This window comes from Streptomyces sp. NPDC019937, assembly GCF_040631655.1.
Taxonomy (GTDB): domain Bacteria; phylum Actinomycetota; class Actinomycetes; order Streptomycetales; family Streptomycetaceae; genus Streptomyces.
This window is the reverse complement of sequence record NZ_JBEYAL010000065.1, coordinates 15,139-33,505: the sequence shown is the minus strand read 5'-3', so window position 1 is coordinate 33,505 and position 18,367 is coordinate 15,139. Positions and strand designations below refer to the sequence as shown.

The 18,367-nt window shown below is 73.4% G+C and carries 3 protein-coding genes; all 3 read right to left on the bottom strand.

The annotated features are described in order from the left end of the window. The coding region (locus ABZ562_RS38310; protein ID WP_361489242.1) for a type I polyketide synthase at positions 1-15,458 on the bottom strand (15,458 nt) is incomplete at its 3' end. Positions 15,459-15,717: 259 nt separating this feature from the next. Then, entirely contained in the window at positions 15,718-16,923 is a 1,206-nt protein-coding gene (locus tag ABZ562_RS38305) for a glycosyltransferase (RefSeq protein ID WP_361489240.1), read from the bottom strand. 55 nt (positions 16,924-16,978) lie between these two features. Further along, positions 16,979-18,337 carry a UDP-glucose/GDP-mannose dehydrogenase family protein gene (locus tag ABZ562_RS38300; protein WP_361489245.1) on the bottom strand — a complete coding sequence of 453 codons (1,359 nt, stop codon included), beginning with the start codon at positions 18,335-18,337 and terminating at the stop codon, positions 16,979-16,981. Positions 18,338-18,367: the final 30 nt, after the last annotated feature.

Below are 18,367 nucleotides of genomic sequence, written 5' to 3'. Positions count from 1 at the left end.
TCCAGCAGAGCCGCCTCCGCCGAACCCTCCGCCGCGAACAACACCTCCCGCACCGGGACCTCAAACCCCGGCCTGCCCCCAAGCTCCGCGTCCAGAAGGCCGCACACCTCGTCCAGGACCCGCGCGAACACCGGGAAGGCGGCATACAGCTCACGCCCCATACCCAGCCGCTGACTGCCCTGACCCGTGAACATCCAGCCCGTACGCCCATCCGACACCACACCGGACACCACCGATGCCCCGTCGGCCAGCGCGACGACGCTCTCGTACAGCGCGTCCCGGTCGGCTCCGAGTACGACGGCGCGATGGTCGAGCGCTGTGCGGGTCGTCGCGAGGGAGAAACCCAGGTCGACCGGGGACAGGTCCTGCCCGGGGGCCCGCTCGTCCAGGAAGGCCGCCAGCCGGGCGGCCTGGCCCCGCAGGGCCTCCGGCGTCCGGCCGGACAGCACCCACGGCACCGCCGGCAGGTCCACCGGCGGCAGCTCCTCCGCGGCGGCCGGGGCCGGGTCCGGAGCCTCGGGGGCTTCTTCGATGATGACGTGGGCGTTGGTCCCACTGATCCCGAACGACGACACACCCGCCCGGCGCGAACGCTCCCCCTGCGGCCAGCCACGAGCCTCGGTCAGCAGCTCGACCGAGCCGGCTTCCCAGTCCACATGCGACGAGGGCCGGTCCACGTGCAGCGTCCGCGGCAACTGCCCGGCGCGCAGCGCCATCACCATCTTGATCACACCTGCCGCGCCCGCGGCGGCCTGGGTGTGCCCGATGTTCGACTTCACCGAGCCCAGCCACAACGGCTCACCGCCGTCACGACCCTGACCGTACGTCGCCAGCAGCGCCTGCGCCTCGATCGGATCGCCGAGCCGCGTCCCCGTACCGTGCGCCTCCACCACATCCACATCGGACGCCAAAAGCCCCGCCGAGGACAGCGCCTGACGGATCACCCGCTGCTGCGACGGACCGTTCGGCGCCGTCAGACCATTCGACGCACCATCCTGATTGACCGCACTCCCACGCACCACCGCCAGCACCTCGTGCCCACGCCGCCGGGCCTCCGACAACCGCTCCAGCACCAGCACCCCAGCCCCCTCGGACCAGCCGGTACCATCCGCCGCCTCGGCGAAGGACTTGCACCGGCCGTCGGCAGCCAGGCCACGCTGCCGGGAGAACTCGACGAACGTAGCGGGGGTGGCCATCACCGTGACGCCACCGGCCAACGCCGTGTCACACTCCCCCGCCCGCAGCGCCTGACAGGCCAGATGCAGCGAGACCAGCGACGACGAGCACGCGGTGTCGACCGACACCGCCGGACCCTCCAGGCCGAGCACGTACGACAGGCGGCCCGAGGCCACGCTCGGAGTGCTGCCGGTCTGCAGGTAGCCGGCGGATTCGCCGCCGTCCTCGTGGGCGAATCCGCCGTACCCGTTGGCCGAGATCCCCGCGAAGACACCGGTCGACGACCCGCGCAGCGACAGCGGACCGATGCCCGCCCGCTCCAGCGCCTCCCACGCGGTCTCCAGCAGCAGCCGCTGCTGCGGGTCCATGGCCAGGGCCTCACGCGGCGAGATCCCGAACAGCTCCGCGTCGAAGCCGGCTACGTCCGGCACGAACCCGCCGATCCCGGCGTACTCGGTGCCCATCGCCGCGCTGATGGTGTCGAGCAGCCCCGGTACGTCCCAGCCGCGATCGTCGGGGAACGGGGACGTCCGCTCGCCGCCCGAGGCCACCAGGTCCCACAGCGCTTCCGGCGAGGCGACCCCGCCCGGGAAGCGGCAGCCCATGCCCACGATCGCGATCGGCTCGTCGGCGACCGGGGCCGTCGCCTCCGGCGTGCCATCCTGGTCCGCCGGCCCGCCCAGCAACTGCCCGCGCAGGAAGGCCGTGAGGGCGGCGGGCGTGGGGTAGTCGAAGATCAGCGTGGTCGGGAGCGACAGGGTGGTCGCACCGCCCAGGCGGTTGCGCAGGTCCACCGCCGTCAGCGAGTCGAAACCGAGGTCCTTGAACGGGCGCTCCGGGGCGATCGCGGTGGGTGAGGCGTGCCCCAGCACCGTCGCGGCCTGGGACCGCACCAGGTCCAGCAGGAGGCGGCCCTGTTCCTGTGCGGACAGCCCGCTCAGCCGACGCGCCAGTCCGCCGTCGGTCGGAGCGGCGTGAGCCGGGCTGTCGGCCGCGCGCGCCGCGGCGGCCTCGGGGAGATCGCCGATCAGGGCGCTGGGCCGGGAGGAGGTGAACGAGGGCACGAAGCGCTGCCAGTCCACATCGGCCAGCATCGCGCACACGCGGCCTTCGGCCATGGCCTGCTGCAAGGCCGCCATCGCGCGCCGCGGCGCAAGTGCCTTGAGGCCGCGCTGCCGCAGGTACTCCTCCACGCCCCCGTCCGTCACCATCCCGGACCCGCCCCAGGGGCCCCAGGCCACCGAGGTGGCCGGCAGTCCCAGGCCGCGCCGGTGCTGCGCGAGCGCGTCGAGGTAGGTGTTGCCCGCGGCGTAGGCCGACTGCCCCGCGTTGCCGAGCGCTCCCGCGATGGAGGAGAACAGCACGAAGGCGTCCAGCTCCAGCTCCGCGGTCAGCTCGTGCAGATGCCGCGCCGCACCCGCCTTCGCGGCCAGCACCCCGGCCAGCCGCTCCGGCGTCAGATCCGTGGCCAGCCCGTCGTCCAGCACACCCGCGGTGTGCACCACGCCGGTCAGCGGCGCTTCTTCGGGAACGCCGTCGAGCACGGCGGCGAGGGCCTGTCGGTCGGTGATGTCGCAGTCGGTGACGGTGACCCGCGCACCGAGTGCGGTCAGCTCTTCGCACAGCTCCTTCGCGCCCGGGGCCCGAGCCCCCCGGCGGGAGACCAGCACCAGGTGCTCCGCACCGCGCGAAGCCAGCCAGCGACCGACATGCCCGCCCAGGGCGCCGGTACCGCCGGTGATGAGCACGGTGCCGCGCGGCCGCCAGCCTTCGCCGTCCGGGGCCCCCGCCCGGTCGCGGACCACGCGGGCCGCGAACACGCCCGAGGGCCGCACCGCGAACTGGTCCTCGCCGTCGCCATAGGCGGCAGCGAGCACGGGCACCAGGCGGGTCCACGCTTTCTCGTCGGCGTTCTCCGGCACGTCCACCAGGCCGCCCCAGCGCCGCGGCTGCTCCAGCGCCACCGTACGGCCGAAGCCCCACAGCTGAGCCTGCGCCGGATTCGCCAGGTGCTCGCCCGACCCGACCGAGACCGCCGAGCGGGTCACGCACCACACCGGGAGGCCGGTGTCCCCGAGCGCGTGAATCAGCGTCAGCGTCGTGGCGGTCACGGTGGACGGTTCGTGGGAGCCCTCGGCGAGGAGGGACACGATCCCCGCCGCAGCGCCGTCAGCGGCGGTACGAAGGCGATCGGCCAGCGCGTCGGCGGTGTCCGTGGCGGCGACCGGCAGGACGCTCACCTCCGCGCCGCCCGCACGCAGTGCCCGCACGCACGGCTCGGCCCGCGTCTCGTCCGCCTCCGGCACGGCCACCAGCCACGTGCCCGACAGCCGACCGGTGTTCGGGAGGGTCACCGGCTTCCACGTGATCCGGTACCGCCAGTCCGCCAGCTCGGACCGCTCCCGCTGCCGTTTGCGCCAGTCCGACAGCATCGGAAGCACCGCGTCGAGCGGCGCGGCCGACTCGACGCCGAGCCGCCCGGCCAGCGCATCGGCATCGCCCCGCTCGACCAGGTTCCAGAACTCGGTCTCGCTCCCATCGGCGCCGCCGCCAACGGCGCGTTCCGGCTGCTCGGTCGCCTGGTCCCGCAGCCAGAACCGACGGCGTTGGAAGGCGTACGTCGGCAGGTCCACCCGCCGCGCACCGGTCCCGGCGAACACGCCGGACCAGTCGACGTCCGCGCCCCGTACGAACATCTCGGCCACAGCCGCGAACACGGTCTCGGCTTCGGCCCGTCCCGTGCGCAGCGCCGATACGGCCACCGTGCTGCCCGCGGCGGACTGCGCGAGCGCGCTGAGCACCGGGGCGGGGCCGAGCTCCAGCAGGCGGGTCGCGGCATGTTCCGCGGTCGCCGTCACGACGGCGTCGTGGAAGCGCACCGGGCGGCGCACCTGGTTCACCCAGTACTCCGGGGTGACCCAGTCCTCCCCGCCGACCAGGTCTCCGGTGACCGTGCTGATCGCGGGAAGCGTCGGCTGCCGGTAATCGATGGTGGCCGCGATCTCGGCGAACTCCGCCAGTATCGGCTCCATCAGCGGCGAGTGGAAGGCATGGCTCACCCGCAGTCGCGACACCCGGCGGTCCTGCTCCCGCGCACTCGCCATGGCCTGCTCGACCACGGCCTCGTCCCCGGAGATCACCACGGCGTCCGGGCCGTTGACCGCCGCGATCGCCAGCCACTCGCCGTCCAGGAGTGTGCCCAGGACCTCGACGGCCTCGGCCTCGGTGGCTTCGATGGCCGCCATCGCACCACCCGTGGGCAGCGCCTGCATCAGCCGTGCGCGGCCCGCGACCAGCCGGGCCGCATCGGCCAGTTCGAAGACACCCGCGGTGTACGCGGCGACGAACTCACCGACCGAGTGGCCGAACACCACATCCGGGCTCATGCCCCACGAGCGCAGCAGCTCGACCAGCGCCGTCTGGACCGCGAACAGCCCGGTCTGCGCGTAGCCGGTGCCGTCCAGCAGCCCGGCCTCGTACGAACCCTCCGGCGCGAAGAGCACCTCCCGCACGGGCACCTCGAAGCCCGGCTCGCCGCGCAATGCGGCGTCCAGCTGGGCGCAGACCTCGTCGAGGGCCTCTGCGAACACCGGGAATTGGCCGTACAGCTCGCGGCCCATGCCCGCGCGCTGGCTGCCCTGTCCGGTGAACATCCAGCCCGTACGGCCTTCGCCGGCGACGCCGGATATGACCGCGTCATCGCCGTCGGCGAACGCGGTGACGCCGGAGCGCAGGGCGTCGAGGTGGCCGCCCAGGACCACGGCGCGGTGTTCCAGCGTGGCGCGGGTGGTGCCCAGCGAGAAGCCGATGTCGAGCGGGGAGCCGTACCCGGCGTCGAGGAGAGCCGCGAGGCGACCGGCCTGGGCCCGCACCGCCTGCGCGGTGCGACCCGACAGCACCCAGGGCACGATCGGCAGCTCCGCCGACGGCTCCTCGACGGCGGCCGGTGCTGCCTGGGGGGCCTCTTCGAGGATGACGTGGGCGTTGGTGCCGCTGATCCCGAACGAGGAGATTCCGGCCCGGCGGGGACGGTCGCCCGACGGCCATTCCCGGGCCTCGGTCAACAGCCGTACCGCGCCCGATTCCCAGTCCACGCGGGAGGTGGGTTCGTCCGCGTACAGCGTCTTCGGCAGTCGCTGCTCCCGTAGCGCCAGGACCATCTTGATCAGTCCGGCGGCTCCGGCGGCGGCCTGGGTGTGGCCGAGGTTCGACTTCACCGAGCCCAGCCACAACGGCTCACCGCCGTCGCGGCCCTGGCCGTACGTGGCCAGCAGGGCCTGCGCCTCGATCGGGTCGCCAAGGCTCGTGCCGGTGCCGTGCGCCTCCACCGCGTCCACGTCGGCGGGCGACAGCCTGGCCGCGGCGAGGGCCTGGCGGATCACCCGCTGCTGCGACGGACCGTTCGGCGCCGTCAGGCCGTTCGACGCACCGTCCTGGTTGACCGCGCTACCGCGCACCACCGCCAGCACCGGGTGACCGAGGCGCTGGGCGTCGGAGAGACGCTCCAGCACCAGCACCCCGGCACCCTCGGACCAGCCGGTGCCGTCCGCGCCCTCCGCGAACGCCTTGCAGCGGCCGTCCGCCGCCAGCGCGCGTTGCCGGGAGAAGTCCACGAAGAGGTCCGGTGTCGCCATGACGGTGGCACCGGCGGCCAGGGCCATCCGGCACTCGCCCGCCCGCAGCGCCTGGGCGGCCAGGTGCAGGGCCACCAGCGCCGACGAGCAGGCGGTGTCCACCGTGACCGCGGGACCTTCCAGGCCCAGTGCGTAGGAGACCCGGCCTGACAGGACGCTGGCCGCGGACCCGGTGGTCACATATCCCTCGACGTCCGCGGCCGGGCCCCGCGCGGTGTGCTGGTAATCCTGGCCGTTGGTCCCGGCGAACACCCCGGTGGCCGAGCCGCGCAGCGACAGCGGGTCGACGCCCGCCCGCTCCAGCGCCTCCCACACGGTCTCCAGCAGCAGCCGCTGCTGCGGATCCATGGCCAGGGCCTCACGCGGCGAGATCCCGAACAGCTCCGCGTCGAACTCCGCCGCGTCGTGCAGGAATCCGCCGACACGGACGTACGACGTCCCCGAGTGGCCCGGGTCGGAGTGGAACAGCCCGTCGACGTCCCAGCCTCGGTCCGCGGGGAAGGGCGAGAGCCCGTCACGGGCCGTGGACAGCAGGTCCCACAGCTCTTCGGGCGAGGCGGCGCCGCCCGGGAAGCGGCAGCCCATGCCCACGATCGCGATCGGGTCGTCACCGGCACCCAGCGGCGCGAGTGCCGCGTCATTGTGCCCGGCCTCGTCGGCCGTCACGCCGAGCACCTGCCCGCGCAGGAAGGCCGTGAGCGCGGCGGGCGTGGGGTGGTCGAAGACCAGCGTGGTGGGCAGATGCAGGGCGGTGGCGGTGGCGAGCCGGTTGCGGAAGGAGACGGCGGTCAGCGAGTCGAAGCCGAGCTCCTTGAACGCCCGCGCCGGGTCGATGGTCGCCGGGGTGGCGTGCCCGAGCACGGCCGCGACCTGCGACAGCACGATGTCCAGCAGCATCCGGTCCTGCTCGGCGGCCGGGCGCTCCCGCAGCCGCCGCGCCAGCTCACCGCCCGCCGGGGCGGACAGGTCGGCGACCCGGGTACGTGCCTGGGCCGCGGCCTCGGAAAGCTCGGCGATCAGCGGGCCGGGGTGGGTGAAGGCCACCGAGGCCGCGAAGCGTTCCCAGTCGACGTCGACCACGACACGGGCCGCGCGGCCTTCGCCGAGCGCACTCCGCAGGGCGGCGATGGCCCGGTCCGGGTCCAGCAGGCGTACGCCCAAGCGGTGGAAGTGCTCCGCCACCCGACCGTCGGCGGCCATCCCGTCGCCGCTCCACGGGCCCCAGGCCACCGAAGTGGCCGGCATCCCCAGGCCACGCCGGTGGTGCGCCAGGGCGTCCACGTACGCGTTGGCGGCGCCGTAGGCCGCCTGGCCCGCGTTGCCCAGCACGCCCGTCATCGAGGAGAAGAGGACGAAGGCGTCGAGCTCCCGGCCGGCCGTCAGCTCGTGCAGATGGCGCGCGGCGTCCGCCTTCGCCGCGAGGACGCCGGCAAGCCGTTCCGGCGTCAGCTCGGTGGCCGGGCCGTCGTCGAGGACCCCGGCCGTATGGACGATTCCGGTCAGCGGCGCCTCCTCCGGAATGGCGTCCAGCACCTCCCGTACGGCCGCGCGGTCACCGACGTCGCAGGCCGCGAAGGCGACCTCGGCGCCCAAGCCGGCCAGCTCGCACCGGAGCTCGTCCGCACCGGGTGCCTCGGCGCCCCGACGGGACACCAGCAGCAGGCGTTCGGCGCCGGAAGAGGCCAGCCAGCGGGCCACATGCCCGCCCAGTGCGCCCGTACCGCCGGTCACCAGCACCGTGCCGCGCGGCCGCCAGGAATCCGTGTCGTCGCTCGCGGCCGTGTCGCGCACCAGCCGGGCCGCGAACACGCCCGACGGCCGCACCGCGACCTGGTCCTCGCCATCCGTCGCGGCGAGTACGGGCGCCAGTCGGGTGAGGCTGCGCTCGTCGGCGTCCTCGGGCAGGTCGATCAGCCCGCCCCACAGGTCCGGCTGCTCCAGCGCCACCGTACGGCCCAGACCCCACAGCTGGGCCCCCGCCGGATTCGCCAACCACTCACCCGAACCGAGCGACACCGCGGAGCGGGTGACACACCACACGCGCGCCCTCGTCCCGGAATCGGCCAGTGCCTGCACCAGAAGCAGCGTCGTGACCGTGCTCGTCAGCAGGGACACCACACCCGTGGGCTCGGCGTCCTCGGCGCGGAACCGGGTGGCCAGCGACTCCCGGGTGTCTGCGTCGGCCACCGGAACGACGATCACTTCCGCGCCGGACGCCCGCAACGCCTCGACCACATCGTCGTATGCGGCGCCGGTCTCCCGCGGGACCGCCACCAGCCAGGTGCCCGACAGCCGGGCGGTGGCCCGGCGTGGCACGGGCTTCCACGTGATCCGGTACCGCCAGCCCGCCAGCTCGGACCGCTCCCGCTGCCGCTTGCGCCAGTCGGACAGCATCGGCAGCACCGCGTCCAGCGGCGCGGCCGGCCCGACGCCGAGCCGGCCGGCCAGCGCATCGGCGTCGCCCCGCTCGACCAGATCCCAGAAGGCGGCCTCGCCACCGTCGGCCGTGCCGGGCCCGTCCCGCCTCGCGACGGCCAGGTCCGGCAGCCAGAACCGCTGCCGCTGGAAGGCGTACGTCGGCAGGTCCACCCGCCGCGCACCGGTCCCGGCGAAGTACGCGCCCCAGTCGACCTCGGCTCCGCGTACGAACAGCTCGGCCACCGCCGTCAGCACGGTCCTGGCCTCGTCGCACCCCTCGCGCAGCGCGGACACCGCCGCGACGTCCAGGGCGGACTGGGCGAGTGTGGTGAGGACCGGGTCGGGGCCGACCTCCAGCAGGCGGGTGACGCCCTGTGTGCGGGTGGCGTTCTCAAGGGCGTCGTGGAAGCGGACCGGACGGCGTACCTGGCGCACCCAGTAGTCGGGGGTCGCCCAGTCCTCTTCGCCGACCAGCTCACCGGTGACCGTGCTGAGGGCCGGGAGATGCGGCTGCCGGTAGGTGATGCCCGCCGCGATCTCGGCGAACTCCGCCAGCATCGGCTCCATCAGCGGCGAGTGGAACGCGTGGCTCACCCGCAGCCGGGACGCCCGGCGGTCCTGTTCACGGGCGGTGGCCATGGCCTGTTCGACCGCGTCCTCGTCACCGGAGACCACGACCGACCTCGGGCCGTTGACGGCCGCGATCGCGATGTGCGCGCCCAGCCCGGTGAGGATCTCGGCGACCTCGTCCTCGGATCCCTCGATGGCCGCCATCGCCCCGCCGACGCGTCGCCCACCACCGCCTTCGGCGGAATCGCCTCCCGAGCCCCCGGCATTCGAGGGGAGCGCCTGCATGAGCCGGGCACGGCCTGCCACCAGCCGGGCGGCGTCGGCCAGTTCGAAGACACCCGCGGTGTACGCGGCGACGAACTCACCGACCGAGTGTCCCAGCACCACATCCGGGGCGGTTCCCCACGACCGCAACAGTTCCACGAGCGCGACCTGGACGGCGAACAGTGCCGTCTGGGCGTAGCCGGTGTGGTCCAGCAGTTCCGCCTCGGCGGAGCCCGCCGCCGCGAACAGCACCTCCCGTACGGGGACCGGGAACTCCGTGGCGCCGTCCAGCGCGGCCTGGAGGTGTTCGCACACCTCGTCCAGGGCCTCGGCGAAGGCCGGGTAGACGCCGTACAGTTCGCGCCCCATGCCGATGCGCTGGCTGCCCTGTCCGGTGAACATCCAGCCCGTACGGCCCTCCGTGACCACGCCGGAGACCATGAAGGCACCATCGTGGGCGCGTGTCGAGACACCCGCTCGCAGGGCGTCGTAGTCCGTGCCCAGCACCACCGCGCGGTGCTCGAACGCCGCGCGCGTGGTCGCCAGCGACAGGCCGAGGTCGGCGGCGGAAGCGCCGGGCTCCCCGTCGAGGAACGCCGCGAGCCGTGCGGTCTGCGCCCGTACGGCCTGCTCGCTGCGGCCGGACAGCACCCAGGGCACCACAGGTGCCGTCCAAGGCCGCTCCTCCGCGACACCGGCGGGCTGCTCGGCCTCGGGGGCTTGTTCGATGATGGTGTGGGCGTTGGTGCCGCTGATGCCGAACGACGACACCCCCGCCCGCCGGGGGCGGCCGGCCTCCGGCCACGCCACGGGCTCGGTCAGCAGCCGTACGGTGCCGGCCGACCAGTCCACGTACGGGGTGGCCTCGTTGATGTGCAGCGTGCGCGGCAGCACGCCGTTCCGCATCGCCAGCACCATCTTGATGACGCCGGCCACGCCCGCCGCCGCCTGGGTGTGCCCGACGTTGGACTTGAGGGAGCCCAGCCACAGCGGCTGTTCCTCGTCCCGTCCGCTTCCGTACGCGGAGATGATGGCGTCGGCTTCGATCGGGTCGCCCAGGGTGGTACCGGTCCCATGGGCCTCGACGGCGTCGACCTCCGCCGGGTTGAGCCCGGCGTTGGCGAGGGCCTGGCGGATCACTCGCTGCTGTGAGGGGCCATTGGGGGCGGTCAGGCCGTTGGACGCGCCGTCCTGGTTGACCGCGCTGCCCCGTACGACGGCCAGCACGTGGTGGCCGCGGCGGCGGGCGTCGGAGAGGCGTTCGACGAGCAGCATGCCCGCGCCTTCGGCCCAGCCGGTGCCATCGGCGGCCGCGGCGAAGGGCTTGCAGCGGCCGTCGGCGGCCAGGCCACGCTGCTGACTGAACTCGACGAACATGCCGGGGGTCGACATGACCGTCGCACCGCCCGCCAGCGCCATGTCGCACTCGCCCTGGCGCAGGGCCTGGCAGGCGAGGTGCAGGGCGACCAGGGACGACGAGCAGGCAGTGTCAACGGTGACCGCCGGTCCTTCGAAGCCGAAGGTGTAGGCGAGGCGGCCGGAGGCGACGCTGTTGGACGTGCCGGTCAGGGCGTGCCCTTCGGTGCCTTCTGCCGCCTCGTGCAGGCGCGGGCCGTAGTCGTTGTGCATGACCCCGGCGAAGACACCGTTCGCCCTGCCCCGCTGGGACGCGGGATCGATCCCTGCGCTTTCAAAGGCTTCCCAGGCGGTCTCCAGCAGCAGCCGCTGCTGCGGGTCCATGGCGAGGGCCTCACGCGGGGAGATCCCGAAGAAGTCCGCGTCGAATTCGGCGGCTTGGTGGAGGAAGCCGCCGTGCCGGGTGGTGGACTTGCCCGGACGGCCCGGAGCGGTGTCGTACAGGTTGTCGGTGTCCCAGCCGCGATCGGCTGGGAACGGGGAGACCGCGTCGCCTCCAGCGGTGACGAACCGCCACAGCTTCTCCGGGGAGTCCACGTCTCCGGGAAGCCGGCAGCTCATGCCGACGATGGCGATGGGTTCGTCGGCGGCGGGGATGGCGGCGGTCGGTGCGGTGGGGGCCTGCGGCGATTCGGCGGTCAGCGACGCGAGGTGGCCGGCGAGCGCGGTGGGGGTGGGATGGTCGATGGCCACGGCGGTCTTGAGCCGTAGTCCGGTCGCGGTGGTGAGCTGGTTGCGCAGTTCGACCAAGGTGAGCGATTCGAGGCCCAGTTCCTTGAAGGTGAGGCCGGGCTGGACCGCTTCCGGTGAGGGGTAGCCGGCGACGGCGGCGACATGGGCTCGGACCAGTTCCAGCGCTGTCCGTTGCCGCTTCGCCCGGGACAGGCCGGCCGTCCGGTGTGCCCAGGACCGTCCGTCGGATTCGGCGTGTTCGAGGGCGTCGGCGGCGTCGGGGGACTCGACGGGTACGGCGTCCGCGTGGCCGGCGGCGGTCGGTAGCCGGAGGGCCGGGCCGTCGGCCGTGGCGGTCTCGGACAGCCAGTAGCGCCGGCGCTGGAAGGCGTAGGTCGGCAGCGGGACCCGGCGGGGGCTCCGGTCGGTGAGCACGGTGGCGAACACGGCGGCCCAGTCGACGGTGGAGCCGTGGACGTGTGCTGTGGCGAGCGAGGTGACGAACCGGTCGAGGCCGCCCTCGCCACGGCGGAGCGAGCCCACGTAGACGGCCTCGTGACCGGCGGCTTCCGCGGTTTCGCCCACCCCCGTCCCCAGGACGGGGTGCGGGCTCATCTCGATGAAGATCCGGTGGCCCTGGCCGAGGAGTCCCTCGACGGCCTGGTCGAAGCGGACGGTGTGCCGCAGGCTGCTGTACCAGTACCCGGCGTCCAGTGCCGAGGGGTCGAGCGGTCCGCCCTCCATCGACGAGTGGAACGGGATGTCCGTCGGGGTCGGTGTGATGTCGGGCAGCGTGTCCAGGAGTCTGGTACGGATCTCCTCCATCTGGGTGGAGTGCGATGCGTAGTCGACCGGGAGCCTGCGGGTCCGGACGCGGTCGGCGGCCAGCGTCCGCACGAGGTCGTCCAGTGCTTCCGGCTCGCCGGAGACGACCACGGAGCCGGGGCCGTTGACCACGGCGACGGACAACCGTGGGCCCCACGGCTCCAGCCTGCCGGTGATCTCGTCAAGGGGAAGCGCGACGGACACCATGCCGCCCCGGCTCGCGAGGTCCGCGAGCACCTGACTGCGCAGGGCCACCACGCAGGCGGCGTCCTCCAGGGAGAGGGCGCCCGCCACGCAGGCGGCGGCGATCTCGCCCTGGGAGTGGCCGACCACGGCCGCGGGCTCGACCCCGTACGAGCGCCAGAGGGCGGCCAGGGAGACCATCACCGCCCACAGCACGGGCTGGACCACGTCGACGCGGTCCAGCCCGGGGGCGCCCGGCACCCCGCGCACGACGTCCTCCGGGGACCACGGCACATGAGGGGCGAGCGCGTCGGCGCACTCCCGCATGCGGGCGGCGAAGACCGGGGAGGAGTCGAGCAGTTCGACTGCCATGCCGGCCCACTGCGAGCCCTGGCCCGGGAAGACGAAGACCGCCCGGTCACCGGCCGGTCCTGTGCCGCGTAGGACACCGGGGGCGGTGCCACCGTCGGCTAGGGCGTCCAGGCCCCGCAGGAAGCCGCCACGGTCGGTGGCGAGGACGGCCGCACGGCAGGGGAAGTCGGCGCGGGTGGTGGCCAGGGAGAAGCCGAGGTCGGACGGTTCCAGCTCGGCGTGGTCCCGGACGTGCGCCCGCAGCCGCCTGGCCTGGGCGCTCAGGGCGGTCCGGGTCCTGCCGGAGATCACCCAGGGGAGGGAGGGACGCGACTCGTCGGTGGCGGCGGCGGTGCTCCCGACGAGTTCTGCCGGCGCGGACCGCGACGGAAGGAGAGCGGCCGGGCGGTCCTGGGCGGCGGGGCCTTCGGCAAGGATCAGGTGGCAGTTGGTACCGCCCATGCCGAAGGCGCTCACGCCGGCCACGAGCGGCCGTTCGGGGTGCTCCCATGCGCCCAGTTCGCGCTGCACGCGCAGGCGCAGCGTGTCGAGGGGGATGGCGGGGTTGGGGGTTTCGTGGTTCAGGCTCGGTGGCAGCTCGCGGTGGCGGATGGCGAGCGCCGTCTTGATGAGCCCGACTATTCCGGCAGCGCCTTCGAGGTGGCCGACGTTGGTCTTGGCGGAGCCCACGGCGAGCGGGCGGTCGGCGGGACGGGCGGCTCCCAGGACCGCGCCGAGGGCGGCTGCCTCGACGGGGTCGCCGGCCTTGGTCCCGGTGCCGTGCAGTTCCACGTACTGGACCTGTGCCGGGTCCACTTCGGCCCGCTCGTAGGCCAGGCGGAGGACCTCCTGCTGGGCGTGGGGGTTCGGCGTGGTGAGACCGTCACCACCGCCGTCGTTGTTGACCTCGCTGCCGAGGATCACGCAGTGGATGGAGTCGCCGTCGGCCAGCGCCTTCTTCAGGGGTTTGAGGACGACCAGGCCGCCGCCCTCGCCCCGGACGTAGCCGTTGGCCCGGGCGTCGAAGGTGAAACACCGGCCGTCGGGCGACAGGCCGCCGAACTTCTCGACGGCGGCGGTGCCGTCGGCGAGCAGGTTCAGGTTGACACCGCCCGCGATGGCCAGGGTGGAGGTGCCTGTGCGCAGGCTCTCGCAGGCCAGGTGTACGGCGACGAGCGACGACGACTGGCCGGTGTCCACGGTCAGGCTCGGCCCGTGCAGGCCCATGAAGTAGGAGACGCGGTTGGCGATGATGCTGCGGTGGAGGCCGGTCAGGCTGTGCCGGGTGAGGGCGTCGGTCCCCTGCCGGCGGCTCAGTGTGGCGTAGTCGTCCGCGATGGCGCCCACGAAGACGGCGCAGTCGCTGCCCCTGAGCGTTCCGGGAACGATTCCCGCGTCCTCCAGGGCCTCCCAGCTGAGTTCCATGGTCAGCCGTTGCTGCGGGTCCATCGTGGTGGCTTCGCGCGGTGAGATTCCGAAGAAGCCCGGGTCGAACCGGTCGACGTGGTCGAGAAACCCGCCCCAGCGGATGCCGGACGTCCCGGGGCCCGAGGCGTGTGATTCCCATCGGCCGGGCGGCGCCTCCTCGATGGCGCTCACGCCGGACCGCAGGGCCTGCCAGAACGCTTCCGGGTCCGCCGCCTTCGGCAGGCGGCAGGCGAGTCCCACGACGGCGATCGCGTCGTCCGGCGGTGTGCCGGCGTCGGCGGACACGGCGGTTTCCGGATCCCGGGCCGTCGGCTCCCCTGTCCGGTTCGCGCGTCCCGTGCCGGACTCGTCCGTCGACTGCCCCGGAAGTCCGGCCGGTGGTTGCTTCGGCAGATTCATCAGCAGTTCCATCGGATCGGTGCCGGTCCCCCCGAGGACGGCGGCCCAGTCGGGCGTACCGCCGGCGGCGTAGTACTCCGCCACGGCGTGCAGGAAGCGGGCCGGGCCGCTCTCGCCGCACCGCAGGGTCGCCCGGGCGACCGCGAGCCTGCCGGATCGTTCGATGGCGGTTTCGAGTTCGGAGGTCAGCAGCGGGTGCGGGCCGACTTCGAGGAAGTAGCTGTGGCCGTCTTCGAGCGCGGCCGCGATGGCGTCCTGGAACCGGCCGGGCTCGCCCGGATTCCGGATCCCACGGGCGGCGTCCGGTCCGTGGCCTTGCCACCGGCCGCCGGTGGCGGAGGAGTAGAACGGGACACGGGCGCCGCGCGGTGTGATGTCCGCCAGGCCGGCGCGGCCGTCGCCCGGTGTCCGCGGCTGGTCCGCTCCTGCGATCACGCGGGCGCTGTCGTCGAGCGACAGCAGGCCCGCGACGTGACCCGCGGCGATCTCGCCGGGGCCGATTCCGGCCACCGCGCCGGGTTCCACCCCGGCGGCCCGCCACATCGCGGCCAGCGACACCATCACCGAGAACACGGCGGCGGACTCCGCGGCGCCGGGGGGCGTGGGCGCGGGTGCGTCGTCGCACCGCCCGGTCGGCGTTTCCAGGATGTTCAGCGTGTCCGGCAGCGGCCGGCCCAGGTACGGGGCGAACGCTTCGGCGCACTCCCGCAGCCGGGCGGCGAAGACCGGTGAGCACTCCGCCAGTTCGCGTGCCATGCCGGGCCGCGGGGAGCCGTGCCCGGGGAAGACGAACACGGGGCCGCCCGGCTCGCCCGGGTGACTGCCCTCGGTGACCTGGGGCGCCGCGGTGCCCGCGACGAGGGCGTCGAGACCGGCGAGGAATGCGTCCGGCTCCTCGCCGACGATCACGGCCCGGTACGGCAGGGTGCCGGAGGTGGTCCGCAGCAGGCCCTGCCCGACAGCTTCGGGATGCCACCCCACACGCTCGTCCAGCCAGGTGCGGAGCACACGGGCCTGGTCCCGTACCGCGTCCGCGTCGCGCCCGGAGAGCACCCAGGGCCGGGGCAGGCCCGCCCCTGAGAACAGGGGGGCAGGCGAGGTGGTGCGAGCGTGATCGGACACGTCTTCTCCCGCTGTGTAGGGGCGGAGCCGGGGTGAACGGTGAGGGTGGCTCCTGGCCCGTACGGTCGCCGCCCATGCGGGCGCGCGGATGCCAGGGGGTGGTCGCCGATGGCGAGAATCACCCGGTGCTGTCCGATTATCCGGACGGCCGACTCGTGGATTCCCTACAAGGAATTGAGCGGCACTAAGGAAAACCTTGTTCCGAACTCAGTAGCGAGAGGGGAATTGGCCGCCTGGGCGACGACGTGGAGGGAGTGAGTCAGGAGGCCAGGCGCTCAAGATGAGCCACGGCGACCTCGACACCGGGCAGTGCGAGCATCTCCTTTTGAGCGCGGTGCGCCACGGCGGTCACCGGCGGGTCGTCGAGCAGTCGGTGGCACGCCTGCGCCATCGCCTCCGGGCCGCGCTCGGACACGTGCGTGCCGAGGCCGAGCTCCGCCACCCGCTCGGCGTTGTACTTCTGGTCGCCGAACATGGGCCGTACGGCCATCGGCACTCCGGCGCGTACGGACTCCCGGATGCTGTTGTAGCCGCCGTGGGTGAGGAACAGCGCCGCCCGTTCCAGCAGAAGCTGCTGCGGGAAGCGGTCGACCACCCGCACGTTGTCCGCGGCCAGGCCCTCGTCCACCGGCATGCCGAGGGTGGACACCACGGCCGAGCAGTCCACGGTGGACAGCGCCCGGACGACGGTGTTCAACGGTTCGGCCGGATCGTACTCGGGGACGGGAGCGCCGATCTGCCGGGCCTTGTCCAGGAAGCCCAGTACGGTGCCGGGCAGTCCGGTGCCCAGTGACGCGAGGACCAGCGGCCGGTCGGCGGGCAGCTCGTGCAGCCAGTCGGGCAGGGTCTCGCCGCGGGTGACGGTGCGCGGCTGCCGGTAGGCCACCGCCTCGGGGGCGAGGGGGCGGGCAAAGGAGTACGTCACCGGCATGCAGTCGAACCGCCCGTGCCGGTACACCGACACCGGGTCGTCCGCCGGGGGCAGGCCGGCCTCCCGGCGACGGTCGTTCAGCATCGGCAGAATCAGCTCGGGGTCGAGGAACTGCCCGGAGCCCGACGGGGCCGGGACGTGCGGGACGCCCAGCGCCTCCGCGGCGAGCAGGGCGGCGAACTCATAGCCGTCGCGGAGGATGACGTCGGGCCGGAAGTCGCGGGCGATCGGCAGCAGCAGGCCGTACGCCTCGTGGAGCTGGGGACCGCAGCCCAGGGTGGCCCACAGGTCGTGGGCGAAGCGGCTGAACTCCGCCGGGATCGGCAGCCTGCCCTCCAGGAGCAGCCGCATGCCCTGCTGGGTGATGTCGGTGAACACCCCCGTCACCCGCGCGGCCTCGCCGTCGAACACGGGCACCAGCTGGGCCGCGGTGACCACGAGGACGTCGTGCCCGGCCTCCGCGAGCGCGCGCACCAGCGGAAGCGAGGCACGCGCGTGCGAGGTCGATCCGGTGATACTGCACAGAACCCTCATCGGGGGCGAACCTTTCCTTGAACCGGGAACGAAGGTGGGCCGGGGGTGTGGCCCTTCAGCGAGGCTCGGGCAGCGGAAGCCCGGGGGCGGAGTGCACGACCGGGCGTACGCCTACTCCGTGCCAGGCGATCCGGGCCGCGCGCAGCGATTCGGGGTCGAGGTGGTTGCGGGTGTCCACGATCACCGCCCGGTCCAGGACGGCGGCCATGCGGCCCCAGTCCAGGTCACGGAATTCCGGCCATTCGGTGAACAGCACCAGGCCCGCCGCACCCTTGGCCGCCTGGTACGGGTCGTCGACGACGGTGACGCCGGGCACCGGCTCCACCGGTCGGCTGCCCGCACTCAGCGCCGGGTCGTAGGCGACGAGTTCGGCTCCGAGCCGGGACAGCTCCTGGGCGATGGCGATCGCCGGGGAGTCCCGCAGATCGTCGGTACCCGCCTTGAAGGTGAGCCCGAGTACACCGAGCCGGACGCCGTCGAGCGGGGCCGCGGAGTCGGTGCCGCAGACTCGCGCGATCTTGTCGGTGATGCGCTCGCGCTGGTGGACGTTGACGTCGATGGCGGCACGCAGCAGCCGGAAGTCGATGTCCGCGGACTCGGCGGTCCTGAGCATGGCGCGGGTGTCCTTGGGCAGGCACGAGCCGCCCCAGCCGGGGCCGGGCCGCAGGAACGCGCCGCCGATCCGGTGGTCCTTGCCCAGGGCGGTGGTGACCTGCCCGATGTCGGCACCCACCCGCTCGCACAGTTCCGCGATGACGTTGACGTAGGACAGTTTCACCGCGAGGAAGCAGTTCGCCGCGTACTTGATCAGCTCGGCGCTCGCGGCGTCGGTGATCACCGTCGGGGCGTCCAGCTTCGCGTAGAGGGCGGCCACGTGCTCGGCGGCCTCGCGGGACTCGGCCCCGACGACGACGCGGTCGGGGTGCAGGAAGTCGTGTACGGAGGTGCCCTCACGCAGGAACTCCGGGTTGCTCACCACCTGTACGTCCGGGCGGCCGAGCCGCCGGGTCAGCCGCGCCGCGGTGCCCACCGGCACGGTGGACTTGGTGACCAGTACGCAGCCGGGACGCAGCCGGTCCCGGATCTCATCGATGACCGCGTCCACCGCGGTCATGTCCAGATCCCCGTCCTGGCTCATCGGTGTGCCGACGCAAGAGAACACCGTCTCCGCCTCGCGTACCGCTTCCCCGGCGCCCAGGACGAAGGTCAGCAGGCCGGAGTCGAGGCCGGCGCGCACGAGTTCGGGGAGGGACTCCTCCAGGATCGTCACCTCGCCGCGGGACAGCCGCTCGACCTTGGCCGGGTCCATGTCCGCACACACCACTCGGTGCCCCATTGAGGCCAGACAGGCACCGGCGGTCAGCCCTACGTAGCCGGTGCCGATGACGGCGATGTTGTGCCGGCGCACGGGCAGCCACCTCGCTTTCTCGGGGGTCGGGTCCGG

Coding starts and splice junctions, on each gene's coding strand:
- ABZ562_RS38305 (WP_361489240.1), bottom strand. CDS start 16,923: ATGAGGGTTCTGTGCAGTATCACCGGATCGACCTCGCACGCGCGTGCC.